This window comes from Streptomyces sp. NPDC001568 (assembly GCF_042893755.1).
GTDB lineage: Bacteria > Actinomycetota > Actinomycetes > Streptomycetales > Streptomycetaceae > Streptomyces.
Genome location: NZ_JBIAVF010000003.1, coordinates 306323 through 328310 on the forward strand (window position 1 = coordinate 306323; position 21988 = coordinate 328310).

The 21988-nt window shown below is 69.4% G+C and carries 21 protein-coding genes; 11 read left to right on the plus strand and 10 right to left on the minus strand.

Annotated features, from left to right (window positions below; genetic code table 11):
• Nucleotides 1-76: 76 nt before the first annotated feature.
• Both ACFY0I_RS07205 and ACFY0I_RS07210 read right to left on the minus strand, forming a co-directional pair.
• Nucleotides 77-1159, minus strand: a complete 1083-nt coding sequence (locus ACFY0I_RS07205) for an inositol-3-phosphate synthase (protein ID WP_388891332.1) — start codon at nt 1157-1159, stop codon at nt 77-79.
• 50 nt (nt 1160-1209) lie between these two features.
• On the minus strand, nt 1210-1812 hold the full coding sequence (locus ACFY0I_RS07210; protein ID WP_281204955.1) for a PadR family transcriptional regulator: 603 nt from the start codon (nt 1810-1812) through the stop codon (nt 1210-1212).
• A gap of 271 nt (nt 1813-2083) precedes the next feature.
• Between ACFY0I_RS07210 and ACFY0I_RS07215 the strand changes: the two genes are divergently transcribed.
• Nucleotides 2084-4735: a transglycosylase domain-containing protein gene (locus ACFY0I_RS07215; RefSeq protein WP_388891334.1), complete on the plus strand. Its 2652-nt coding sequence runs from the start codon at nt 2084-2086 to the stop codon at nt 4733-4735.
• An 89-nt stretch (nt 4736-4824) separates the two neighbouring features.
• Entirely contained in the window at nt 4825-6303 is a 1479-nt protein-coding gene (locus tag ACFY0I_RS07220) for a glycosyltransferase family 87 protein (protein WP_388891337.1), read from the plus strand.
• Nucleotides 6304-6309: 6 nt separating this feature from the next.
• Here the strand turns inward: ACFY0I_RS07220 and ACFY0I_RS07225 are convergent, their stop codons facing one another.
• From ACFY0I_RS07225 to ACFY0I_RS07235, 3 genes are all read right to left on the minus strand, one after another.
• Entirely contained in the window at nt 6310-7341 is a 1032-nt protein-coding gene (locus ACFY0I_RS07225; protein ID WP_362875118.1) for an alanine racemase, read from the minus strand.
• Nucleotides 7342-7404: 63 nt separating this feature from the next.
• Nucleotides 7405-8523 carry a peptidoglycan bridge formation glycyltransferase FemA/FemB family protein gene (locus ACFY0I_RS07230; protein WP_281204951.1) on the minus strand — a complete coding sequence of 373 codons (1119 nt, stop codon included), beginning with the start codon at nt 8521-8523 and terminating at the stop codon, nt 7405-7407.
• 130 nt (nt 8524-8653) lie between these two features.
• Entirely contained in the window at nt 8654-8968 is a 315-nt protein-coding gene (locus tag ACFY0I_RS07235; RefSeq protein WP_388891341.1) for a hypothetical protein, read from the minus strand.
• A 249-nt stretch (nt 8969-9217) separates the two neighbouring features.
• Here ACFY0I_RS07235 and rpsF point away from each other — a divergent pair, with 249 nt between their 5' ends.
• The 4 genes from rpsF (at nt 9218) to rplI (ending at nt 10938) form a co-directional block, all read left to right on the plus strand.
• The gene (gene rpsF / locus ACFY0I_RS07240) at nt 9218-9508 is read left to right on the plus strand and encodes a 30S ribosomal protein S6 (protein WP_004950685.1); all 291 of its coding nucleotides are present in this window, start codon (nt 9218-9220) and stop codon (nt 9506-9508) included.
• Nucleotides 9509-9583: 75 nt separating this feature from the next.
• The gene (locus tag ACFY0I_RS07245; RefSeq protein ID WP_388891344.1) at nt 9584-10195 is read left to right on the plus strand and encodes a single-stranded DNA-binding protein; all 612 of its coding nucleotides are present in this window, start codon (nt 9584-9586) and stop codon (nt 10193-10195) included.
• Nucleotides 10196-10236: 41 nt separating this feature from the next.
• The gene (rpsR, locus tag ACFY0I_RS07250) at nt 10237-10473 is read left to right on the plus strand and encodes a 30S ribosomal protein S18 (protein ID WP_005315025.1); all 237 of its coding nucleotides are present in this window, start codon (nt 10237-10239) and stop codon (nt 10471-10473) included.
• Between the two features lie 18 nt (nt 10474-10491).
• Nucleotides 10492-10938: a 50S ribosomal protein L9 gene (rplI, locus tag ACFY0I_RS07255; RefSeq protein WP_388891347.1), complete on the plus strand. Its 447-nt coding sequence runs from the start codon at nt 10492-10494 to the stop codon at nt 10936-10938.
• A gap of 152 nt (nt 10939-11090) precedes the next feature.
• Here the strand turns inward: rplI and ACFY0I_RS07260 are convergent, their stop codons facing one another.
• Entirely contained in the window at nt 11091-12428 is a 1338-nt protein-coding gene (locus ACFY0I_RS07260; protein WP_388891349.1) for an MATE family efflux transporter, read from the minus strand.
• 452 nt (nt 12429-12880) lie between these two features.
• Between ACFY0I_RS07260 and dnaB the strand changes: the two genes are divergently transcribed.
• The 3 genes from dnaB to ACFY0I_RS07275 all read left to right on the plus strand — a co-directional run bounded on the left by dnaB (nt 12881) and on the right by ACFY0I_RS07275 (nt 16616).
• Nucleotides 12881-14344 carry a replicative DNA helicase gene (gene dnaB / locus ACFY0I_RS07265; protein WP_388891819.1) on the plus strand — a complete coding sequence of 488 codons (1464 nt, stop codon included), beginning with the start codon at nt 12881-12883 and terminating at the stop codon, nt 14342-14344.
• A gap of 82 nt (nt 14345-14426) precedes the next feature.
• On the plus strand, nt 14427-14897 hold the full coding sequence (locus ACFY0I_RS07270) for a DIP1984 family protein (RefSeq protein WP_388891352.1): 471 nt from the start codon (nt 14427-14429) through the stop codon (nt 14895-14897).
• 333 nt (nt 14898-15230) lie between these two features.
• A complete protein-coding gene (locus ACFY0I_RS07275) occupies nt 15231-16616 on the plus strand; it encodes a serine hydrolase domain-containing protein (RefSeq protein WP_388891355.1) in 1386 nt (461 codons plus the stop codon).
• Between the two features lie 32 nt (nt 16617-16648).
• Here the strand turns inward: ACFY0I_RS07275 and ACFY0I_RS07280 are convergent, their stop codons facing one another.
• From ACFY0I_RS07280 to ACFY0I_RS07290, 3 genes are read right to left on the minus strand one after another with little or no spacing between them, the layout of a single operon-like run.
• Nucleotides 16649-17824 carry a winged helix DNA-binding domain-containing protein gene (locus tag ACFY0I_RS07280; RefSeq protein ID WP_388891358.1) on the minus strand — a complete coding sequence of 392 codons (1176 nt, stop codon included), beginning with the start codon at nt 17822-17824 and terminating at the stop codon, nt 16649-16651.
• 53 nt (nt 17825-17877) lie between these two features.
• Nucleotides 17878-18339, minus strand: coding sequence for a GNAT family N-acetyltransferase (locus tag ACFY0I_RS07285; RefSeq protein WP_388891361.1), 462 nt, complete (start codon nt 18337-18339; stop codon nt 17878-17880).
• A gap of 18 nt (nt 18340-18357) precedes the next feature.
• Entirely contained in the window at nt 18358-19245 is an 888-nt protein-coding gene (locus tag ACFY0I_RS07290) for a GNAT family N-acetyltransferase (RefSeq protein ID WP_388891365.1), read from the minus strand.
• A gap of 230 nt (nt 19246-19475) precedes the next feature.
• On the opposite strand from ACFY0I_RS07290, the gene ACFY0I_RS07295 reads away from it, so the two are divergent.
• Complete coding sequence (locus tag ACFY0I_RS07295; RefSeq protein ID WP_388891368.1) at nt 19476-20126, plus strand: HAD family hydrolase; 651 nt, start codon at nt 19476-19478, stop codon at nt 20124-20126.
• Nucleotides 20127-20351: 225 nt separating this feature from the next.
• The gene (locus tag ACFY0I_RS07300; RefSeq protein ID WP_388891371.1) at nt 20352-21452 is read left to right on the plus strand and encodes a globin domain-containing protein; all 1101 of its coding nucleotides are present in this window, start codon (nt 20352-20354) and stop codon (nt 21450-21452) included.
• 33 nt (nt 21453-21485) lie between these two features.
• Here the strand turns inward: ACFY0I_RS07300 and ACFY0I_RS07305 are convergent, their stop codons facing one another.
• A complete protein-coding gene (locus ACFY0I_RS07305) occupies nt 21486-21965 on the minus strand; it encodes an NUDIX domain-containing protein (protein ID WP_388891374.1) in 480 nt (159 codons plus the stop codon).
• Nucleotides 21966-21988: the final 23 nt, after the last annotated feature.

Here is a 21988-nt window from a genome sequence, read left to right on the forward strand (position 1 = left end):
CCCCGGACACATTGTCCGGGGACCCTCGGCGGAAGAGCAGTCGAAGACCAGGTGTCCGAAGGACACGTGGGTGTGACTAGCGCTCGACCTCGCCCTTGATGAACTTCTCGACGTTCGCGTAGGCCTCGTCGTCGAAGTACTGCACCGGCGGGGACTTCATGAAGTAGCTCGACGCCGACAGGATCGGGCCGCCGACACCGCGGTCCTTGGCGATCTTCGCGGCGCGCAGGGCGTCGATGATGACACCGGCGGAGTTCGGGGAGTCCCACACCTCGAGCTTGTACTCAAGGTTCAGCGGGACGTCGCCGAAGGCGCGGCCTTCGAGGCGGACGTAGGCCCACTTGCGGTCGTCGAGCCACGCCACGTAGTCGGACGGGCCGATGTGGACGTTCTTCTCGCCGAGCTCACGGTCGGGGATCTGCGAGGTGACGGCCTGGGTCTTGGAGATCTTCTTCGACTCCAGGCGGTCGCGCTCCAGCATGTTCTTGAAGTCCATGTTGCCGCCGACGTTGAGCTGCATGGTGCGCTCGAGTCGGACGCCGCGGTCTTCGAACAGCTTCGCCATCACGCGGTGCGTGATGGTGGCGCCGACCTGGGACTTGATGTCGTCGCCGACGATCGGGACACCGGCCTCGGTGAACTTGTCAGCCCACTCCTTGGTGCCGGCGATGAAGACCGGGAGGGCGTTGACGAAGGCGACCTTGGCGTCGATGGCGCACTGCGCGTAGAACTTCGCAGCGGCCTCGGAGCCGACGGGGAGGTAGCAGATCAGGACGTCGACCTGACGGTCCTTGAGGACCTGGACGATGTCGACCGGGGTCTCGGCGGACTCCTCGATGGTCAGGCGGTAGTACTTGCCCAGACCGTCCAGGGTGTGGCCGCGCTGGACCGTGACGCCCGCGTTCGGGACGTCACAGATCTTGATGGTGTTGTTCTCGCTGGCGCCGATAGCGTCCGAGAGGTCGAGGCCGACCTTCTTCGCGTCGACGTCGAACGCGGCGACGAACTCGATGTCACTCACGTGGTAGTCGCCGAACTGGACGTGCATCAGACCGGGGACCTTGGCCGCCGGGTCGGCGTCCTTGTAGTACTCGACGCCCTGCACCAGCGAGGCGGCGCAGTTGCCCACGCCGACGATGGCTACGCGAACCGAACCCATTCCGGTTGCTCCCTGTTTGTTCTCGGAACGAGGCCTGCGAGATGCAGGCCTCACTTTGCAGTTTCGTCGGACGGTCCGGGTCGTCTCCGATCCCGTCCCGCCCGCTCGCTCTCGATGAGCTCGTTCAGCCAGCGCACTTCACGCTCCACGGATTCCATGCCGTGTCGCTGCAGCTCGAGCGTGTAGTCGTCGAGACGCTCCCGTGTGCGGGCGAGCGAGGCGCGCATCTTCTCCAGGCGCTCCTCGAGCCGGCTGCGGCGGCCCTCCAGTACCCGCATGCGTACCTCGCGTTCGGTCTGACCGAAGAAGGCGAAGCGGGCGGCGAAGGACTCGTCCTCCCAGGTGTCGGGGCCGGTGTGGGAGAGGAGCTCTTCGAAGTGCTCCTTACCTGCGGCCGTCAACCGATAGACGATCTTGGCGCGGCGCCCTGCGAGTGAAGCGGCGAGAGCGTCTTCCGGGGCGTTGCCCGGCTCTTCGATCAACCAGCCGTTGGCGACCAGCGTCTTGAGGCAGGGATAGAGAGTCCCGTAGCTGAACGCCCTGAACACCCCCAGCGAGGTGTTGAGCCGCTTGCGGAGCTCGTAACCGTGCATGGGGGATTCGCGAAGCAGGCCGAGGACGGCGAACTCGAGGATGCCTGAGCGCCTGCTCATCCGCCTGCCTCTCTCTGCCTCTGAGTTTATGCCGAGCTGATGTATCGACTCGATACATCCAGACGATAGAACGGGTGGCCGTTCGCGACAAGGGGTGACGTGGTGACCGGCGTCACATCATCAATTCGTGCGACGCAAGGTGCCTGATTTGGGGTGAACTTCGGCACTGGTCGGGTTTTGGCCGTGCGTAGTCTGTGCGGCAACACAACGGGGGAACCGGAATTCACCAGCCGCTTCCAGGCCACTCGCCTGCCCGAGGAGTAGTCGTTCGATGAGCGAGCACCGCCGCAAACCGCCGCAGCCCCAGGGCGGCGGACGCGCCGCGTCCCGCCGGGCCGCGCAACCGCGCCCCGGAAGGGGCGCCGGGTCCGGGCGTGACGTCCCCACGGCGTCACCCAGCGGACCGTACGCAGAACAGACCGCACCCGCCGGACGCGCGGACGCCCGCCGGGCCGCCCAGCGCGCAACCGCCGGCCGTGGCCGCGGCGGGAAGGGCGGGGGGAACCGGCTCGTCGACTACCCGCGCGCCGGGAAGGCCGGCTGGAAGCGCTTCGTACCCTCCTGGAAGCTGGTGGGAGGCACGTTCCTGGGTTTCTTCGCCGTCATCGTGGCGGGCGCCGGCATCGGCATCGCCAGTGTCGGCACGCCGGACCCGAACAAGGCCGCCGAGGCGCAGAACAACGTCTTCCAATGGGCCGACGGCACCCAGATGGTCGCCACCGGAGGCTCCACGAACCGGCAGATCGTGCCCATCGACCAGATTCCCCTGTCGATGCGCAACGCCGTGATCGCCGCGGAGAACGAGTCCTTCGAGACCGACAAGGGCGTCGACCCGACGGGCATCGTCCGCGCGGTGGTGAACATGGCCACCGGCGGGTCCACGCAGGGCGGCTCGACGATCACCCAGCAGTACGTGAAGAACATGTACCTGGACTCCGAGCAGACGCTCAAGCGGAAGGTCACCGAGCTCTTCATCTCGATCAGGCTCGGCGTGTCGGAGTCGAAGGACACCGTCCTCGCGGGCTACCTCAACACCGCGTACTACGGTCGCGACGCCTACGGGATCCAGGCCGCGGCCCGTGCCTACTTCGGCAAGGACGCCAAGGACCTCGACCCGTCCCAGAGCGCTTTTCTGGCGTCCCTCCTGAAGGGCCCCAACCTCTACAACCCGGACGGCGGCATCGGCACCGCCGCCACCCCCGAGGCCAACGAGAAGCGGGCCCGGCTGCGCTGGGCCTGGGTCCTCGACCGGGAGGTCGCGGTGGGCCGCATGGAGCAGTCCGAGCGGGACAAGTACAGGGAGTTCCCGGCCAGGGTCGACTCCGAGCAGGCCCGCGGCATGTCCGGCCAGACCGGATACCTCGTCGAGGTCGCCAAGCAGTACGTCCTGAAGACCACGGGCATCACGGCCGAGAAGATGGCCCTGGGCGGCTACACGATCCGAACGACCTTCGAGAAGTCCAAGGTGGAAGCCCTGTCCAAGGCGGTGGAGGACACCCGCAACGACTTCCTCGACGAGAAGAAGCGGCCCCAGTACGACACCTTCGTACAGTTCGGCGCCGCCTCCGTGGACGTGAAGTCCGGGGCGATCGTGGCGCTGTACGGCGGCCCGGGCTGGGACCACAAGCACTTCGCCAACAACGCCAACACCTCCGGCGTGCCCGTGGGATCGACCTGGAAGCCGTACGTGCTGGCCGCGGCCATGGAGTACGGCACCCAGAACTCCAAGGGCTCGGGCATCTCGGTCGACAGCAAGTACCTCGCCGACGACCTCACGGTGATCACCAACCGACAGGGGAAGCCGCTGCGGGGCAAGGGCGGGGAGCCGTTCAAGCAGAAGAACGAGAGCCCGCAGGCCTTCGGCTACGTGACCCTCGACGAGGCGATGCGACAGTCGATCAACGTCCCGTTCGCCCAGCTGATCTTCGACGTCGGCCACGACAAGGTCCGCGGGGTCGCCCGGGCCACCGGGATCCTCGACGAGTCGATGGACCCCGACGACAACGCGTCCTTCGCCCTCGGCACCTCGACGCCCAGCGCCATCCGGATGGCCGACTCGTACGCCACCTTCGCCGCTTCCGGCACCCACCACGAGCCCTTCTCCGTGACCAAGGTCACGGAGGACGGCCAGGACCTGCCCGGCTTCGGACCCCCCAAGTCGGCCAGGGCCATGGACGACGCCGTCGCGGACAACATCACCAAGGTCCTGCGGAACGTCGTCGAGAACGGCACCGGCATCAAGGCGAAGAAGCTGGGCCGACCCGCCGCGGGCAAGACCGGTACCACCGACTTCAACAAGTCGGCCTGGTTCGTGGGCTACACCCCGGAGCTCTCCACCTCGGTCACGTTGTTCCGCAACGACCCGAACTCCAAGGACAAGGAGCTGATGTCCATGAACAACGTGGGCGGCGTCGACTCCATCCACGGTGGTGACATCCCGACCGTGATCTGGACGGAGTACATGCGCGAGGCCCTCAAGGGCACTCCGGTCAAGCAGTTCCCGGAGCCCGAGGACATCGGCGTGACCGCCGACGCCTCCGGAGCGCCCACCCCGACGCCCCCGGCGCCCTCCTACTCGCCCTCCCCGACCCCGTCCGCCCCGCCGTCGAGCTCGGCGCCCCCGGTCTCGCCCTCCCCCTCGCGGGGCGGCAGGCCGTCCTGCAAGCCGTGGGCCGGTCTGTACTGCGACCCGGAGACCGCCGGCGGCACCACCGACGGCGCCGCGAACGGCGGCATCGGTGGCAACGGCGGGAACGGCGGGAACGGCGCCAACGGCGGCAGCGGCCCGGGCGGTGACGACGGCGGAGCCGGCGGCTTCCCGGACGGCGGCGCCAGCGGAATGCCCTCCCCGTCCGGCTCGGGCCGACCCGGCAGGCCCGGCGGCTCCACGAACTGGGGCATGAACATGGGCGCCACCGGCTGACCCGCCCCACCTCCTCCACACAGGCGAGGGCCGTCGCATCCGTGCGACGGCCCTCCCGTGTGTCCGACCCGGTACGGCAGGATGAGCGCATGACCAAGGTGCACGAGGAGCGGCCCGTCCTGCCCACGGAGCAGGACGAGGTCGCCGCGGCAGGCAGCGAACTGATCGGCGGCCCCATCGGTCGCCACGCCCGCCTCGGCGGCCACTGGCTGGGACCGGTGCGCGTCGTGGTGCTGGTGGTCCTGGGGCTGTTCGCCCTCGGCATGGTGCAGAAACTGCCCTGCTACGACTGGGCGTGGTTCCGCGGCGCCGCCTCGCAGTACACGCACGCCTGCTACTCCGACATCCCGCACCTGTACTCCGCGCGCGGCTTCGCCGACGGCCTCGTGCCGTACTTCGACCGCTTCCCGGACCAGGACCCGAAGTACGGCGACATGCAGTACCTGGAGTACCCGGTGCTCACCGGGGCCTTCATGCAGGTCGCCTCCTGGCTGACGCCGACCTCGGGCTCCCTCCAGCACCGCGAACAGATGTACTGGATGGTCAACGCGGGCATGCTGATGGCCTGCGCGGCCGTGCTGGCCGTCAGCGTGGCCCGGACCCACCGCCGCAGGCCCTGGGACGCGCTGCTCCTCGCGCTGGCCCCGGCCTTCGCGCTCAACGCGACGATCAACTGGGACCTGCCGGCCGTCGCCCTCACCGCCGTCGCGATGCTGATGTGGTCGCGCAGTCGTCCGCTGGCCGCCGGCGTCTTCATCGGTCTGGCCACCGCCGCCAAGCTCTACCCGGCCCTGCTGCTGGGCGTCCTGTTCGTGCTCTGTTGGCGGGCGGGCAAGTGGCGGGCCTTCGGCGCGGCGGCCGGCGGTGCCGTCGTCGCCTGGCTCGTGGTGAACGCGCCGATCATGTTGTTCGCCCGGGACGGCTGGAAGCGGTTCTACGTGTTCAGCCAGGAACGGCCGATCGACTTCGGCTCCGTATGGCTGCTGATCTCCCAACGCACCGGCAACCCCCTGGAGGGCGCCAACACGTACGCGACGCTCCTCACGTTGCTGATGTGCCTGGGCATCGGCCTGCTGACCCTGACGGCGCCCAGGCGCCCCCGGTTCGCGCAGCTGGCCTTCCTGGTCGTCGCCGCCTTCATCCTGGCCAACAAGGTCTACTCGCCGCAGTACGTGCTGTGGCTCATCCCGCTCGCCGCGCTGGCCCGCCCCCGTTGGCGCGACTTCCTGATCTGGCAGGTCGGCGAGGTCGCGTACTTCCTGGGCATCTGGTTCTACCTCGCCTACACGACCAGCGGGGACAAGCACCAGGGCCTGCCCCTGGAGGGCTATCAGCTGGCCATCGCCGCGCACCTGGTGGCCACGCTCTACCTCTGCGCGGTCGTGGTGCGGGACATCCTGCTGCCCGAGCGGGACGTCGTGCGGCGCGACGGCTCCGACGACCCGTCCGGCGGTGTCCTGGACGGGGCCGAGGACAGGTTCGTGGTCCCGAACGCGACGAAGGCGCCGCAGTACGCGGCGCCTTCGCAGGGACAGCGGGTCGACTGGGGCACGAACCCCGGCGACTGATCGGGGTCAGGCGTCGAGCACCCGGTCGAACTGGGTGGTGGTGTGGCGCAGGTGCGCCACCAACTCGTCGCCGACCTTGGGCTCGGTCGCGTCCGAGGGCACGAACAGGATCGACACCTGCATGTGCGGGGGCTCGGCGAACCAGCGCTGCTTGCCCGCCCACACGAAGGGCGAAAGGTTCCGGTTGACCGTGGCCAGGCCGGCCCGGGCGACGCCCTTGGCACGCGGCATCACCCCGTGCAGGGCCTTGGGGGCCTCCAGCCCCACTCCGTGCGAGGTACCGCCCGCGACGACGACGAGCCAGCCGTCGGAGGCGGCCTTCTGCTGGCGGTAACCGAAGCGGTCGCCCTTGGAGACCCGGGTGACGTCCAGGACCGCACCGCGGTACTGGGTCGCCTCGTGGTCGCCCAGCCACAGCCGGGTGCCGATCCGGGCCCGGAAGCGGGTCTGCGGGAACTGCTGCTGGAGCCGGGTCAGCTCCTCGGCCCGCAGGTGACTGACGAACATGGTGTGCAGCGGCAGCCGGGCCGCGCGCAGCCGGTCCATCCAGCCGATGACCTCCTCGACGGCGTCCGAACCGTCGGGGCGGTCGAGCGGCAGGTGCAGCGCGAAGCCCTCCAGCCGGACGTCCTCGATCGCCGTCTGGAGCAGGCCCAGGTCCTGCTCGGAGACGCCGTGGCGACGCATCGAGCTCATGCACTCGATGACGACGCGGGCGCCGACCAGGCCCCGGACCCCGTCCACCGAGGACACCGAGCGGATCACCCGGTCCGGCAGCGGCACCGGCTCCTCACCCCGCCGGAACGGGGTGAGGACGAGCAGATCGCCGCCGAACCAGTCCTTGATGCTGGCGGCTTCGTACGTGGTGCCGACGGCCAGGATGTCGGCGCCCATCCGGGTCGCCTCCTCGCACAGCCGCTCGTGGCCGAAGCCGTAGCCGTTGCCCTTGCAGACCGGGATCAGTCCGGGGAACTGGTCCGTGATCTGCTTCTGGTGCGCACGCCAGCGCGCGGTGTCGACGTAGAGCGTGAGCGCCATGCCCGTCCGGAACCTCTCTTGGTGGCTGCGTGGTGCAGCGGTGCGATGTGTGGGGAGGGGGGATCAGCGGCGGGACATATACATGTCGAGCGCCTTGTGCAGCAGCTTGTTCAGCGGGAAGTCCCACTCGCCGACGTACTCGACGGCCTCGCCGCCGGTGCCGACCTTGAACTGGATGAGGCCGAACAGGTGGTCGTTCTCGTCCAGCGTGTCGCTGATGCCGCGGAGGTCGTAGACGCTCGCTCCGAGCGCGTACGAGTCGCGCAGCATCCGCCACTGCATCGCGTTCGACGGGCGGACCTCGCGCTTGTGGTTGGCGGAGGCGCCGTACGAGTACCAGACGTGCTGGCCGACGGTGAGCATCGTGGCGGCGGCCAGCGGCTCCCCCTCGTGCGTGGCGATGTACAGCCGCATCCGGTTCGGGTCCTCGGAGTTGAGGGCCGTCCACTGGCGCTGGAAGTAACTGAGCGGGCGCGGGCGGAACTTGTCGCGCTCGGCGGTGATCTCGTAGAGGTGCTGCCAGGTGGGCAGGTCCTCGTAGCCGCCCTGGACGACCTCGACGCCGGCCTTCTCGGCCTTCTTGATGTTGCGGCGCCACAGCTGGTTGAAGCCCTTGAGGACGTCGTCCAGCGAGCGGTTCGCCAGCGGCACCTGGAACACGTAGCGGGGCTGCACGTCGCCGAAACCGGCGCCGCCGTCCTCGGCCTGCTGCCAGCCCATGCGGCGCAGCTTGTCGGACACCTCGAAGGCGCGGGGCTCGATGACCGAAGCCTCCACGTCACGCAGGCGCTTGACCTCGGGGTCCTGGATGCCGGCCTTGATGGCGGCCGAGTTCCAGCGACGGATGACGACGGGCGGGCCCATCTTCACGGTGAAGGCGCCCTGGTGCTTCAGGTGCGCCAGCATCGGCTGGAGCCATTCGTCCAGATTGGGGGCATACCAGTTGATGACCGGGCCCTCGGGGAGGTAGGCGAGGTAGCGCTTCACCTTGGGCAGTTGGCGGTACAACACGAGCGCGGCACCGACGAGTTCGCCGGACGCGTCGAACCAACCCAGGTTCTCGGAACGCCACTCGTTCTTCACGTCGGCCCACGCCGGGACCTGGCAGTGGCTCGCCGAGGGCAGGCTCTGGAGATATCCCAGATGCTGCTCTCGACTGATGGTCCTCAGGGACAGGCTCATGCGGGGCGTCTCCTCCGGCGGCTTCGCTGGCTATGGCGCGAAGCCTACTGCGACGTGGGCGCCACCCATCTGGGGGACGGGCCGGGCCCGGGCCGGTGGAAGCCGGCGCCCCGTCGCGGAGGTCCCCCGGTCAGCCCAGCCAGCCACCGAAGAGGCCGCCGTGCGCCATGCCGAGGAAGAAGCCGAAGGCGGACGCGCCAAGGCCGATGATCAGCGCGAAGCGTTCGCGTGTCGTGATGGAGATGAACTGTCCGTAGCCGCCGGTCAGGATCCCGATCAGGCCGGCCCACGAGCTGACCAGGTGCAGGTGGTGCCAGAACGCCGTGATGAACGCCACGGCGCCGAGTACGAGGGTGGCCGCCATCAGGGTGTCCTGGAGCGGGTGGGGCTTGCCGTCCGTCGCGAGGAGAGAGATGGGGGACTGCGGTCGCATTGCCTGTGCCATCGGAAGGCACCTCCTGGCTGGAGCAGAGCGGTGCGACGGGGCTGCCGCCGGTAGGACCGGGGCATAGCACCGAGCACACCCGATGAATACAGATTGTGGTCTCCTCCCGGCGGATTTCAACCGGAAGGAGTCGACGGGGTAGTCTGTACGGTCTGCGCGGTGTCTGTTCTCAGACGCCGTGCGCACGCATCACGACCCTCCTGCCACGGAACGACCGTGGCCGCTGAGTCCAAAGGAGGTGGGTTCCACATGCGTCACTACGAAGTGATGGTCATCCTCGACCCCGATCTCGAGGAGCGCGCTGTCTCCCCGTTGATCGAGAACTTCCTTTCCGTCGTCCGTGAGGGCAACGGAAAGGTCGAGAAGGTCGACACCTGGGGCCGTCGTCGTCTCGCTTACGAGATCAAGAAGAAGCCCGAGGGCATCTACTCGGTCATCGACCTGCAGGCCGAGCCTGCGGTCGTCAAGGAGCTTGACCGCCAGATGAACCTGAACGAGTCGGTTCTCCGGACCAAGGTCCTTCGCCCCGAGACCCACTGAACTTCGGTTCAGCGGTAATCGGGACCGAGTAGTACACAGCAGCCCAGCAGCACATCCCCGCCGAGAGGTTCATCCATGGCAGGCGAGACCGTCATCACGGTCGTCGGCAATCTCGTCGACGACCCCGAGCTGCGCTTCACCCCCTCGGGTGCGGCGGTCGCGAAGTTCCGTGTCGCGTCCACTCCCCGCATCTTCGACAAGCAGACCAATGAGTGGAAGGACGGCGAAGGCCTGTTCCTGACCTGCTCGGTCTGGCGTCAGGCGGCTGAGAACGTCGCCGAGTCCCTTCAGCGGGGCATGCGCGTCATCGTGCAGGGCCGCCTGAAGCAGCGGTCGTACGAGGACCGTGAGGGTGTCAAGCGCACGGTCTACGAGCTGGACGTCGAGGAAGTCGGCCCCAGCCTGAAGACCGCCACGGCCAAGGTCGCCAAGACCTCGGGTCGCGGAGCCCAGGGTGGATACGGCGGCGGTCAGCAGCAGGGTGGCGGCGGCGGCAACTGGGGCGGAGCCCCCGGTGGCGGCGGCGGCGCGCCTCAGGGCGGCGGAGGTCCCTCCGACGACCCGTGGGCGTCCAGCGCGCCGGCTGCCGGTGGCCAGCAGCAGGGTGGCGGCGGGGGCGGTTGGGGCGGAAGCTCCGGCGGCTCCGGCGGCTCCGGCGGTGGCTACTCGGACGAGCCGCCCTTCTAGGGCAGCTCGCATCCACTTCTTGATCACACAGGAGAGACACAATGGCGAAGCCGCCTGTGCGCAAGCCTAAGAAGAAGGTCTGCGCGTTCTGCAAGGACAAGACCGCGTACGTGGACTACAAGGACACGAACATGCTGCGGAAGTTCATTTCCGACCGCGGCAAGATCCGTGCCCGCCGCGTCACCGGCAACTGCACGCAGCACCAGCGTGACGTCGCCACGGCAGTCAAGAACAGCCGTGAGATGGCACTGCTGCCCTACACGTCCACCGCGCGATAAGGAAAGGGTGACCGAATAATGAAGATCATCCTGACCCACGAGGTCTCTGGCCTCGGCACCGCCGGCGATGTCGTCGACGTCAAGGACGGTTACGCTCGCAACTACCTGGTCCCGCGTGGTTTCGCGATCCGCTGGACCAAGGGTGGCGAGAAGGACGTGGCGCAGATCCGCCGCGCCCGCAAGATCCACGAGATCGCGACCATCGAGCAGGCCAACGAGTTCAAGGCCAAGCTCGAGGGTGTGAAGGTCCGTCTGGCCACCCGCGCGGGTGACGCCGGTCGTCTCTTCGGTTCTGTCACGCCGGCCGACATCGCCACGGCGATCGAGGCTTCGGGTGGCCCGAAGGTCGACAAGCGTCGCGTGGAGCTGGGCGCCCCGATCAAGACCCTCGGTTCGTACCAGGTCTCCGTGCGTCTGCACGCCGAGGTCGCCGCGAACGTGGGCATCGAGGTCGTCGCCGCCTAAGGGCAGCGCATGAAGGGCCGCACCCCGCAGGGGGTGCGGCCCTTCGTCATTCCCGGGCGCGGTTCGGGCATGCTGCGTCCGTTTCACGTGAAACAGGGTGCGGGCGGCGTTTCACGTGAAACGACCACCGGCGGGACGGGGCCGCAGGCCGATCAGCGGGTGGCTCCGGCCACCAGCCACCGGCCGGAGCGGGCTCGCAGCTGGAGAGTGATCATACGGACCACCATCATCAGCGTCATCGCCCACCAGAGGGTGGTGAGACCGCCACCGAGGACGGGTACGAGGAGCGCCGCCGGCGCGAATACGGCGAGCGTCACCAACATGGCTCGGGCGAGGTAGGGCCCGTCCCCCGCGCCCATGAGGACCCCGTCCAGGACGAAGACGATCCCTGAGACGGGCTGGGACACGGCCACGACGAGCAGGGCCGGCAGCATGACGTCCTCGACCACGGGATCACTGGTGAAGAGCGGGATGAAGACCGGCCGGGCGACGACGACCAGCAGGCCGAGGACGATCCCCGACACGATCCCCCACTGGACCATGCGGCGGCAGACGGCCTTGGCGCCCTCGGTGTCCCCGGCGCCCAAGTAACGGCCGATGATGGCCTGTCCGGCGATCGCGATCGCGTCCAGGGCGAAGGCGAGCAGGCTCCACAGGGAAAGCAGGATCTGGTGGGCGGCGATGTCGGCGTCGCCGAGCCGGGCAGCGACGGCGGTCGCGATCATCAGGATGGCCCGCAGGGACAGGGTGCGGACCAGCAGGGGAGCGCCCGCCCGGGCGCAGGCCCGGATGCCGGCCTTGTCCGGGCGTAGTGAAGCCCCGTGTCGCCGTGCTCCGCGGACGACCACGAAGAGGTAGGCGGCGGCCATCGCGAACTGGGCGATGACCGTGCCCCAGGCGGATCCGGCGATGCCGAGGCCGGCTCCGTAGACCAGGGCCACGTTGAGGACGCCGTTGAGGGCGAAGCCGCCGATGGCCACGTAGAGCGGTGTACGGGTGTCCTGGAGCCCGCGGATGACGCCGGTGGCGGCCAGGACCATGAGCATGGCGGGGATCCCGAGGGCGGAGATCCGCAGGTAGGTGATCGCGTACGGGGCGACGGTGTCGGAGGCCCCGAAGAGGGACACCAGCCCGGGCGCGGTCGGCAGGATCACGGCCGCCACGGCCGTTCCGAGCAGGAGCGCGAGCCAGATGCCGTCCATGCCCTGTCGGATGGCGGCGGGGAGGTCGCCCGCTCCGACGCGCCGGGCCACTGCCGCGGTGGTCGCGTAGGCGAGGAAGACGAAGACGCTCACTCCGGTCATGAGGAGTGCGGCGGCGATGCCGAGGCCGGCCAGCTGGGGGGTGCCGAGGTGTCCGACGATGGCGCTGTCTGCCATCACGAACAGCGGTTCGGCTACGAGGGCGCCGAAGGCGGGGACGGCGAGGGCGAGGATCTCGCGGTCATGCCGTCTCGGGGCAGCCTTCGAAGCTGTGGGGGCCTGTGTCATGTGCTCAATCTAATCTTCCACAGGTAATGGATGCAAGGGTCATTGGATCCTTACCGAGGCGCTGACTTGCGGGTTCTTCCCACCCCATTGGAGGCGATCTTGAGACAGTGGCCAAGAATTTTCTCCCGCTGTCTCACGGAGCGAGAAAATTGCAGGTCAGATGGGGTGTTGGGGTGGGTCGGGTGATTTTGTCCACAGCGTCGTCCCCCGGTCCGTACACAGCTTCCGGCGACTTACCCACAGCATTGGTGCCGTCGTCCACATCTCATCCACACAGCCTGTGGATAACAAGATTGGCTGACGTCGCTCGCGGCCCTACCGTTGGGCGTTGCCCGACGCGCCGACAGCCGATCCGGGTGCCCCAAATGTCAGAGCCGTGTCGTAGAAAGAGTGGCACGGCGAGGTCCGCGCAGCGGACGGGAGGAGGCGGCCCGGTGAACATGCCCGAGCCCATGGACGACCCCTGGGCCGACAGCGGTCCCAGTGACCGTCTGCCCGCCCGTCAGCGCCGTGGCGGCGAGGGGCGCGGTCGCGGGGACAAGCAGGACGACGCCGGCCGTGAGGGCGGCTCCTGGGACGGCGGCGGGGGCGGCTTCGAGCGCGTTCCCCCGCAGGACCTCGATGCCGAACAGTCCGTGCTCGGCGGCATGCTGCTCTCCAAGGACGCCATCGCCGACGTGGTCGAGGTCCTCAAGGGGCACGACTTCTACCGTCCCTCGCACGAGACGATCTACCAGGCCATCCTCGACCTCTACGCCAAGGGCGAGCCGGCCGACCCGATCACCGTCGGCGCGGAACTGACCCGGCGCGGTGAGATCAGCAAGGTCGGCGGGGCCTCGTACCTGCACACCCTGGTCCAGTCCGTGCCCACCGCGGCGAACGCCGAGTACTACGCGGAGATCGTCCACGAGAGAGCCGTCCTGCGGCGTCTCGTCGCCGCCGGTACGAAGATCACGCAGATGGGATACGCGGCGGACGGCGACGTCGACGAGATCGTCAACAGCGCCCAGGCCGAGATCTACGCCGTCACGGAGCAGCGGACCTCGGAGGACTACCTCCCGCTCGGCGACATCATGGAGGGCGCCCTCGACGAGATCGAGGCCATCGGGTCCCGCAGCGGCCAGATGTCGGGCGTACCGACCGGGTTCACCGACCTCGACTCCCTCACCAACGGCCTCCACCCGGGCCAGATGATCGTCATCGCCGCACGTCCCGCCATGGGAAAGTCCACGCTCGCGCTGGACTTCGCACGGGCCTGCTCCATCAAGGCCAATCTGCCCAGTGTCATCTTCTCCCTCGAAATGGGCCGCAACGAGATCGCGATGCGCCTGCTCTCGGCGGAGGCCCGCGTCGCGCTGCACCACATGCGTTCCGGCACGATGACCGACGACGACTGGACCCGGCTCGCGCGCCGGATGCCCGACGTCTCGGCCGCACCGCTGTACATCGACGACTCCCCGAACCTGTCGATGATGGAGATCCGGGCCAAGTGCCGCCGGCTCAAGCAGCGCAGCGACCTCTCCCTCGTCGTCATCGACTACCTCCAGCTGATGCAGTCGGGCGGCTCCCGCCGTCCCGAAAGCCGCCAGCAGGAGGTCTCGGACATGTCCCGAAACCTCAAGCTGCTGGCCAAGGAGCTGGAGGTGCCGGTGATCGCGCTCTCCCAGCTGAACCGTGGTCCCGAGCAGCGCACCGACAAGAAGCCGATGGTCTCCGACCTCCGTGAGTCGGGCTCCATCGAGCAGGACGCCGACATGGTGATCCTGCTCCACCGTGAGGACGCGTACGAGAAGGAGTCCCCCCGCGCGGGCGAGGCGGACCTGATCGTGGCCAAGCACCGAAACGGTCCCACGGCGACCATCACCGTCGCGTTCCAGGGCCACTACTCCCGCTTCGTGGACATGGCCAACACGTAGACCACGTCAGCCTCGGGGGCCCGGGTCCCGGGTCGCGGCGCTCGTATACTTGTACGAGCTCATGGAGGGGGAGGTGGGGACCGTGAAGCTTGCTGAGGCACTGGCAGAGCGTGCGGAGGCGACGCGCCGTGTGGAACAGCTGCGAGCGCGCGTCGTCAGCAGTGCGCGGTACCAGGAGGGGGAGGCGCCGGCCGAGGACGCAGCTCAGCTTCTGGCCGAGACCGGTGAGGTGCTCAACGCCCTGGAAACATTGATCCGGCGGATCAACCGGACCAATGCCACCGCGCAGATGGGTCCGGACGGCACGCTCACCGACGCCCTGGCACGCCGGGACGTCCTGCGGTTGCGTCACTCCGTGGTCATCGCGGCGGCGGACGCGGCGGCGGGCACGGGCGAGCGGGGTTACGGGCGGCAGCTTCGGTCCGAGTTGAAGATGCTCTCCGCGCTTCCGGTCGCGGAACTACGCGGTCAGGCGGACGCTCTCGCGCGGGATATCCGCGAGGTCGATATGCGGATCCAGCGGGCGAACTGGGAGGTCGATCTGCTGGACTGAGCCGGCCTGCCGGTGGGGACGATGTGGAGCAGGTAGCAGTTTCGGAGGCGTGCACACACCGAGGGTTGGCGGTTTTCCAGCTCCTTCTTGGCGCGTGAAGAGCAACGCGGGGTTCGATTCCCCATCAACAGCGCAGCTCAGCACCGCGTACAGGTAAAGGTGCACATCGCACAGCACATCACCACGTGCAGATCCGAAGCTGCGAGGGCGGGTTCGGGGCTTTCCACATCGCAGCGCCGGCGGCGGGGGATCTACGGCCGGGCGGTCACGCCGACCTCGGACGACGTGGAAACCGAGAGGCTGTCGGTCGCACGGGTGTGGTACTCAGGGATCATGGACGCGCTCGCTGAAGACCTGGAACTGCTCCCCGAGACCCGCCGCGCGCTGCGGCACCGGATCGCCGTCGCGCAGAGCGAGGGCCGGGCCCCCTCCGTGGTGGCGGCGGTCGTACGCGGCGGCGAGGTGGTCTGGGAGGGGTCCCGTACCTCCGTGGAAGGGCACGGACCGGACGGGAACGTGCAGTACCGGATCGGCTCGATCACCAAGACCTTCACCGCGGTTCTGGTGCTGCGGCTGCGTGACGAAGGACTCCTCGACCTGTCGGACCCGCTGGAGAAGCACCTGCCCGGAACGGGCGTGGGCGAGGTGACCATCGCCCAGTTGCTGTCCCACACGGGCGGGTTGGCCGCCGAGACCCCCGGCGCGTGGTGGGAGCGGAGCCCGGCGGCGCTGCGGCCCGAACTCGCCGACGTACTGGGCGACGAGCCGTTCAGGAGTTCCCCCGGCAGCCGGTTCCACTACTCCAACCCCGGCTACACGCTGCTGGGTTCGCTGGTCGAGACGCTGCGGGGGAAGCCGTGGGAGGACGTCCTGCGCGCCGAGGTGCTGGAGCCGCTCGGCCTGGACCGGACGAGCGGGCAGCCGCAGGCGCCGCACGCGGGCGGTTGGGCGGTGCACCCGTGGGCCGACGTGATGATGCCCGAACCCCTGGAGGACCTCGGCCTGATGGCCGCGGCCGGGCAACTGTGGTCCACGACGAAGGACCTGGCGCGCTTCGCCGACTTCCTGCTCCGCGGTGACGAACGGGTGCTGAGGGCCGCGACGGTACGGGAGATGCGTGCCCCGGCGGCGCCGTCGGACCCCGGCTCCGCGGATTCCGGGTACGGACTCGGTGTCCAGGTGGCGACGAACGGGGGGCGGCGCCTGTTCGGGCACGGCGGCTCCCTCCCGGGGTTCGTCGCCGGCCTGTGGCTGAGCGAGGCGGACGACGTGGCCGCCGTGGTCCTGGCGAACTGCACGTCGGGGCTGCCGCCGACGACCGTCGCCATGGACCTGGTGCGGATCGTCGCCGACGCGGAACCCCGTTTCCCCGCGCCGTGGCGTCCGTTCGGGGAGGCCGAGCGGGTGCCGTTGGAGCTGACCGGGCCTTGGTACTGGGGGACTTCGCCGCACGCGCTGCGGCTCACGTACGACGGCTCGCTGGAGCTCGGCCCGGTGGGGGCCACCGGTCGGACGGCTCGCTTCCGCTCGGAGCCCGACGGGACCTGGACGGGGCTCACCGGGTACTACGCGGGCGAGACCTTGCGGGCCGTACGCCGTGAGGACGGCTCGGTGAGCCACCTCGACCTGGCGTCGTTCGTCTTCACCCGGGAGCCCTACGACGCCCAGGCCCCGGTGCCCGGAGGGGTGGACCCCCAGGGCTGGCGGGGCATCGGCTGAGGCCGGTGGCTGCGGGCTGCCGGACGCGCGGCTCAGCCGACGAGTTCGCGCTCCAGCGGGGTACGGAAGCGCGGGGTGACCCGGGCGTCGCCCACCCACGCGGCGAGCCGCGCGGCCTCGGCGGTGACCGCCTCGGTGGCGGCGCGGCCGCGATCGCGCAGCAGCCTCCAGACGATCGCGCCGTCGGGCCGCTGGGCCCAGCCGCCGATGATCTCGCCGTTCCACCACACGGTCGGGCCGATGTTGCCCGCGTAGTCGAACAGGGCGCCGCGGTGGGCCGGGTCGAGGTGGAAGCCGCGATCGGCCCAGCCCATGCCGCTGGGATCCAGGCCGGGCAGCAGCGCCGCCCAGGGCTCGGGGGCGGGTTCGGAGGCGGTGTCCCCGGCGAGGACCAGGGCCGTGACCCCGCCCTCCAGGAGGACCTGCTCGGGACCGACGGCGCCCAAGGCCTTGCGTACGTCGGTCAGGGTCCAGCCGGTCCACCACTTCAGGTCGGCCTCCGTGGCCGGGCCGTAGGCGTGGAGCCAACGGCGGGCGATTTCGGCGCGCGCCTCGGTGGCGGATACCTCCGGCCAGGGCCGGGTGTGGACCCAGCGGTACTGGCTCGACGTCCACGATCCGCGCGGGCGGTCCCGGCGGATCCGGCCGTCGGCGGCCAGAAGGCGTATGACACGCGTGGTGACCCCGGTCTCGGTCTCGTACGTCTTGCCCCGACCGACGGTGATCTTCTGCTGGAGGGCGGGAACTTCGGCGGTCAGCCGGCTGCCGGTCAACGGGCCGTGGACATCGAGGGCTTCCAGGGCGGAGGCCTCCGTGCGGACCAGCCAGTCGGCGTCCAGGCCCCGGCCGTCCTCGGCGAGGTGCTTGAGGAGGGTTCGCCGCTCCTTGGCCGCGATGCCCCGCGCGGTGGACGCGTCGACGTGGGGCGCGAGCTCGGTGGATACGGCGAAGAGGGTGTTGCGCATGCTGAGCAGGCGGACGAGGCTGACGTCCTCGTAGAGGGCCCGCTCGATCGTCTCCGGACCGCCTCCTACCAGCCGGGCGCGGGCGGAGAGGTAGACCGTCGCGGCGTCGGTGGCATGCAGGGCGACCACCGCGTCGGCTGCCTCGGACACGGTGGCGGCGTGGGCCGAGGGGGCCAGCCGGTGCCTGCGGCCGAGCCGGTGGCGACGTTCGGCGGTGGTCACGATCGGGAGGCCGGGGCTCATCCTCCCGATGGTAGGCCGGGCCGCCGACGGGGGCCCGGCCCATCCCGTGTCGCTCAGAGCGGGAACTTGAACCCGACGTGCGAGGCGGTGAAACCGAGCCGCTCGTAGAAGCGGTGGGCGTCGGTGCGCGTCACGTCCGAGGTGAGCTGGACCAGCAGGCAGTTCTCCTGCCGGGACCGGTCGATCGCCCATTCGATGAAGCGGGTGCCGAGGCCGCTGCCCCGTTCGTCGGCGTGGACCCGGACGCCTTCGACGATTGCCCGGGTGGCTCCCGTGCGGGAGAGCCCCGGTACGAAGGTGAGCTGGAGGGTGCCCACCACGCGCTCGCCGCGGACGGCGACGACGATGTGCTGGTTGGGGTCGTCTGTCAGGCGCTTGAGGGCGGCCACGTACGGCGCGAGATCGTCCGGGGTTTCCCGGGTGGCGCCGAGCGGGTCGTCCGCGAGCATCTCGACGATGGCCGGCAGATCGGCCTGGGTGGCGGGGCGGATGCTCAGCTCGTGGGGTTCGGCCATGGTGTGCTTTTCCTTCCTTCAGCCGGCCGCGACGGTCAGCGGGGCCCAGCGGCGGGTCCAGTCGCCGGGCAGGCCGGGGATGTTCCGAGTCATGACGGCGTTGAACGCCACCGATGCGAGGCCCCGTTCCTTGAGCCAGCCGAGGAGCTCTTCGTGGCGCACGTCGACGTCGGTGCGCAGGGGCCGGTCGGTGGCCGCGGCCAGCGCGGTCACGAGTGCCCGGGCGCCGGCGGTGTCGCGGGCGATGAGCGGGCCGATGACGTGGGTGTCCATGTTGGGCCAGATGGCGGCGTATCCGACGAGCTCGCCCCGACCGTCCTCGATGACGAGGATCCGGTCGGCGAAGGCGGGCAGACGAATGATCAGGTGGGTGCGGTCGGTGCCGAACACCTCGGTGTCCAGGCGGATGATGCCCGGGATGTCGTCGGAGGTGGCCGGGCGGACGGCTTCGCCCACCGGGAGCGGATCGCCGCCGGTGGGACGGAAGGTGCCCACGAGCATCTCGGCGCGGCCGGTCGTGTCGAAGCCGAGTTCCTCGTAGAGGGGGCGGCCGTACGGTGTGGCGTGCAGCGTGAGGGGGATGCCCGCCAGGACCTCGTCGCAGACGTGGGTCATCAGGCGACGGCCCAGTCCCCTGCGGGCGTAGCGGTCCGCGACGAGGACCATGCCGATGGCGGCGAGGTCGGGCTCGACCCGGCTGGGGCCGTAGCGGGTGACGACGCAGGCGGCGGCCAGTCCTTCGCCGTCGGGGGCGTCGATCCCGTAGGCGTCGCCCGCCGCGAGGAGCAGCCCCCACTTGTGGTCCTCGCGGGGCCAGCCGCGGTCCTCGGACAGATCGGCGCAACGACGGAGATCATCCGTGGTCAGCGTGCGGATCGGTAGCTCGGTGAGTGGTGGTGGTGTCACCTGCCCAGACTGGATCATGGGCCGGGTGGGCGTCCAGAGGATATGGCGACAGGGCCGCCGCCGACGTTTCACGTGAAACCGTTGATCTTCATCAGGGGGTGCAGCGATGTTCAGGAGGGGGCGCGGCCACGTTTCACGTGAAACAGCCGCCTGTTTCACGTGGAACAGTGGGTCCGTTTCACGTGAAACACGCTGTTTCACGTGAAACGGAGCAGCTAGCCTCGACGGCTATGACAATGCTGCACCTCTTCGATCTCGACGGGACACTGATGTTCGGCTCGGCCGCGCCGGTCGAGATTTCCCGGCAGCTCGGCGTCGGGGTCGAAATTGCCGAACTCGAGCGGTCCTTCGCCGCCCGCAAGATCACCCCCCACCAGTTTTCGGAGGCGGTACGGGAGCTGTGGGCGGAGCTGACGCCCGCACACGTGCGGGCGGCCTTCGACGGGTCTCCGTGGTTGGCCGGCATCCGGGACGTCTGGCAGGAGATCCGTGAGCGCGGTGACTACTGCGCGGTCATCTCGCTGTCCCCTTCGTTCTTCGTCGAGCTCTTGCTGGAGTGGGGCGCCCATGCCGCGCACGGCTCGGTCTTCCCCGAAGTGCCCTTCACGCGGCCCGTCGACCTCGCGGGCATCCTGACGCCCGAGGGCAAGGTGGGCATCGCCGACCAGCTGTGCGCACGGTTCGGAGTGAGCCGGGTCGACTGCGTCGCCTACGGGGACTCCCTGACCGACGCGGTCCTCTTCGAGGCCGTCCCGAGGTCGGTGGCGGTGAACGCCCGTCCCTACTTGGCCGAGCGGGCGACATACGTCTATGAGGGCCGCGACCTCCGCGAGGCATACCAGCTCGTGGGTGTGACCCGCCCGGAAGTCGAGGCATCTTAAGGGGAAAGAGGGTTCGAAACGCAGAATTTTCCCATTCCCCCGCAGTGCTCTTGGTCGGCCGGCACGCTGTGAAACCCGGAACCACGGATTCGAGGCCGTGGCGCGTGCACACCGACCGAGATGCTCGAAGCGAGGCACCGCATGGACGCTCCGCCAATCAGATCGGCCAGACCGACGGGCCGGATACCCTCCGGGGGCGGTGCGAAAGAGCCCTCCCCGGACTCCGTGCTCATCCACCGGACCCTTGCCGAGGTCGCACCCGTCGCCGACAAGGTCACCTCGTACTTCTACGCCCTGGTCTTCACCGGGCACCCCGAGGTGCGCGGGATGTTCCCCGCCGCCATGGACATCCAGCGCGACCGACTGCTGAAGGCGCTGCTGACCGCCGCCGAGCACATCGACGACCCGGACGTGCTCGTCCCGTACCTCCGCCGTCTGGGCACGGGGCACCGCAAGTACGGAACCATGGCCGGCCACTATCCGGCGGTGGGAGAGGCCCTGATCGGGGCGCTCGCCCGGTACGCCGAGTTCACCTGGGGGCCGGAGACCCAGGCTGCCTGGGTACGCGCCTACACGGCCATCTCCCAGATCATGATCGATGCGGCTGCCGAGGACGAGGTGAAGGCGCCCGCCTGGTGGCATGCGGAGGTCGTCTCGCACGACCTGCGCACCTCGGACATCGCGGTGCTGACGGTCCGCCCCGACCAGCCCTACCCCTTCCTCGCGGGCCAGTACACGAGCCTGGAGACCCCGTGGTGGCCACGGGTCTGGCGGAACTACTCCTTCGCCTCGGCCCCCCGCGCCGATGGCCTCCTCTCCTTCCACGTCAAGGCCGTACCGGCGGGCTGGGTCTCCAACGCCCTCGTCCGGCACGCACAGCCGGGCGACGTACTGCGGCTCGGTCCACCGGCGGGCTCGATGGTGGTGGACCACACAACCGACAACGGCATGCTGTGCCTGGGCGGCGGTACCGGCATCGCCCCCATCAAGGCGTTGATCGAGGACGTCGCCGAGCACGGCGAGCGGCGGCCCATGGAGGTCTTCTTCGGGGCGCGCAGCGACAACGACCTCTACGACAAGGACACCCTGCTGGGACTGCAGCGTTCCCACCCTTGGCTGTCGGTGCGCCCGGTGGTGGGTGGGGGCCTGGACGGACAACTGCCGCAGGCGGTCGGTGAGCACGGGCCCTGGAGGTCGTACGACGCCTTCGTCTCGGGGCCCCCGGCGATGATCCGCAGCGGTGTCGACGCCCTGAAGCGGATCGGCATCCCCGGGGAGCGGATCCGCTACGACGCGTTCGAGGAGTTGGCGGGCGTCGCCGGCTGAGCCCGGTACGGGCCCGCCGGCCACCCGGTTCGCTCAGCCCAGGTCGGGGGCGTGCATGGCGCGCACCCCCTCGATGTTTCCGTCGAGGTAGTGCCGCAACGACAGCGGCACCAGGTGGACGGCGGCGATCCCGACCCGGCTGAAGGGGACGCGGACGATCTCGTACTCGCCCTCGGGCTCGTCGATCTCGGGTCCGTGGCGCTGTGAGAGGTCCATCGATTCGAGGTGACAGACGAAGAAGTGCTGCACCTTCACGCCGGTCACTCCCCCGGAGGCGATGTGCTCGACGGTGTCGACGAAGCAGGGCACCACATCGGTGATCTTGGCGCCGAGTTCTTCGTGGACTTCGCGGTGCAGGGCGTCCACGACGGTGTCGTCCGAGGGCTCCACCCCGCCGCCCGGGGTGAGCCAGTACGGGTCGACGCCGGGCTTGGTGCGCTTGATGAGGATCAGGTCGCCACCGTCGAGCAGGATCGCGCGGGCGGTGCGTTTGACCACGGGACGTTCGGTCATGGGAGAAGAGTGGCCCGGCGGGC

Bases quoted from the DNA above. Each gene is read 5' to 3' on its own strand.
- ACFY0I_RS07205 (WP_388891332.1), bottom strand. From the start codon at position 1,159: ATGGGTTCGGTTCGCGTAGCCATCGTCGGCGTGGGCAACTGCGCCGCC.
- ACFY0I_RS07210 (WP_281204955.1), bottom strand. From the start codon at position 1,812: ATGAGCAGGCGCTCAGGCATCCTCGAGTTCGCCGTCCTCGGCCTGCTT.
- ACFY0I_RS07215 (WP_388891334.1), top strand. From the start codon at position 2,084: ATGAGCGAGCACCGCCGCAAACCGCCGCAGCCCCAGGGCGGCGGACGC.
- ACFY0I_RS07220 (WP_388891337.1), top strand. From the start codon at position 4,825: ATGACCAAGGTGCACGAGGAGCGGCCCGTCCTGCCCACGGAGCAGGAC.
- ACFY0I_RS07225 (WP_362875118.1), bottom strand. From the start codon at position 7,341: ATGGCGCTCACGCTCTACGTCGACACCGCGCGCTGGCGTGCGCACCAG.
- ACFY0I_RS07230 (WP_281204951.1), bottom strand. From the start codon at position 8,523: ATGAGCCTGTCCCTGAGGACCATCAGTCGAGAGCAGCATCTGGGATAT.
- ACFY0I_RS07235 (WP_388891341.1), bottom strand. From the start codon at position 8,968: ATGGCACAGGCAATGCGACCGCAGTCCCCCATCTCTCTCCTCGCGACG.
- rpsF (WP_004950685.1), top strand. From the start codon at position 9,218: ATGCGTCACTACGAAGTGATGGTCATCCTCGACCCCGATCTCGAGGAG.
- ACFY0I_RS07245 (WP_388891344.1), top strand. From the start codon at position 9,584: ATGGCAGGCGAGACCGTCATCACGGTCGTCGGCAATCTCGTCGACGAC.
- rpsR (WP_005315025.1), top strand. From the start codon at position 10,237: ATGGCGAAGCCGCCTGTGCGCAAGCCTAAGAAGAAGGTCTGCGCGTTC.
- rplI (WP_388891347.1), top strand. From the start codon at position 10,492: ATGAAGATCATCCTGACCCACGAGGTCTCTGGCCTCGGCACCGCCGGC.
- ACFY0I_RS07260 (WP_388891349.1), bottom strand. From the start codon at position 12,428: ATGACACAGGCCCCCACAGCTTCGAAGGCTGCCCCGAGACGGCATGAC.
- dnaB (WP_388891819.1), top strand. From the start codon at position 12,881: ATGGACGACCCCTGGGCCGACAGCGGTCCCAGTGACCGTCTGCCCGCC.
- ACFY0I_RS07275 (WP_388891355.1), top strand. From the start codon at position 15,231: ATGGACGCGCTCGCTGAAGACCTGGAACTGCTCCCCGAGACCCGCCGC.
- ACFY0I_RS07280 (WP_388891358.1), bottom strand. From the start codon at position 17,824: ATGAGCCCCGGCCTCCCGATCGTGACCACCGCCGAACGTCGCCACCGG.
- ACFY0I_RS07285 (WP_388891361.1), bottom strand. From the start codon at position 18,339: ATGGCCGAACCCCACGAGCTGAGCATCCGCCCCGCCACCCAGGCCGAT.
- ACFY0I_RS07295 (WP_388891368.1), top strand. From the start codon at position 19,476: ATGACAATGCTGCACCTCTTCGATCTCGACGGGACACTGATGTTCGGC.
- ACFY0I_RS07305 (WP_388891374.1), bottom strand. From the start codon at position 21,965: ATGACCGAACGTCCCGTGGTCAAACGCACCGCCCGCGCGATCCTGCTC.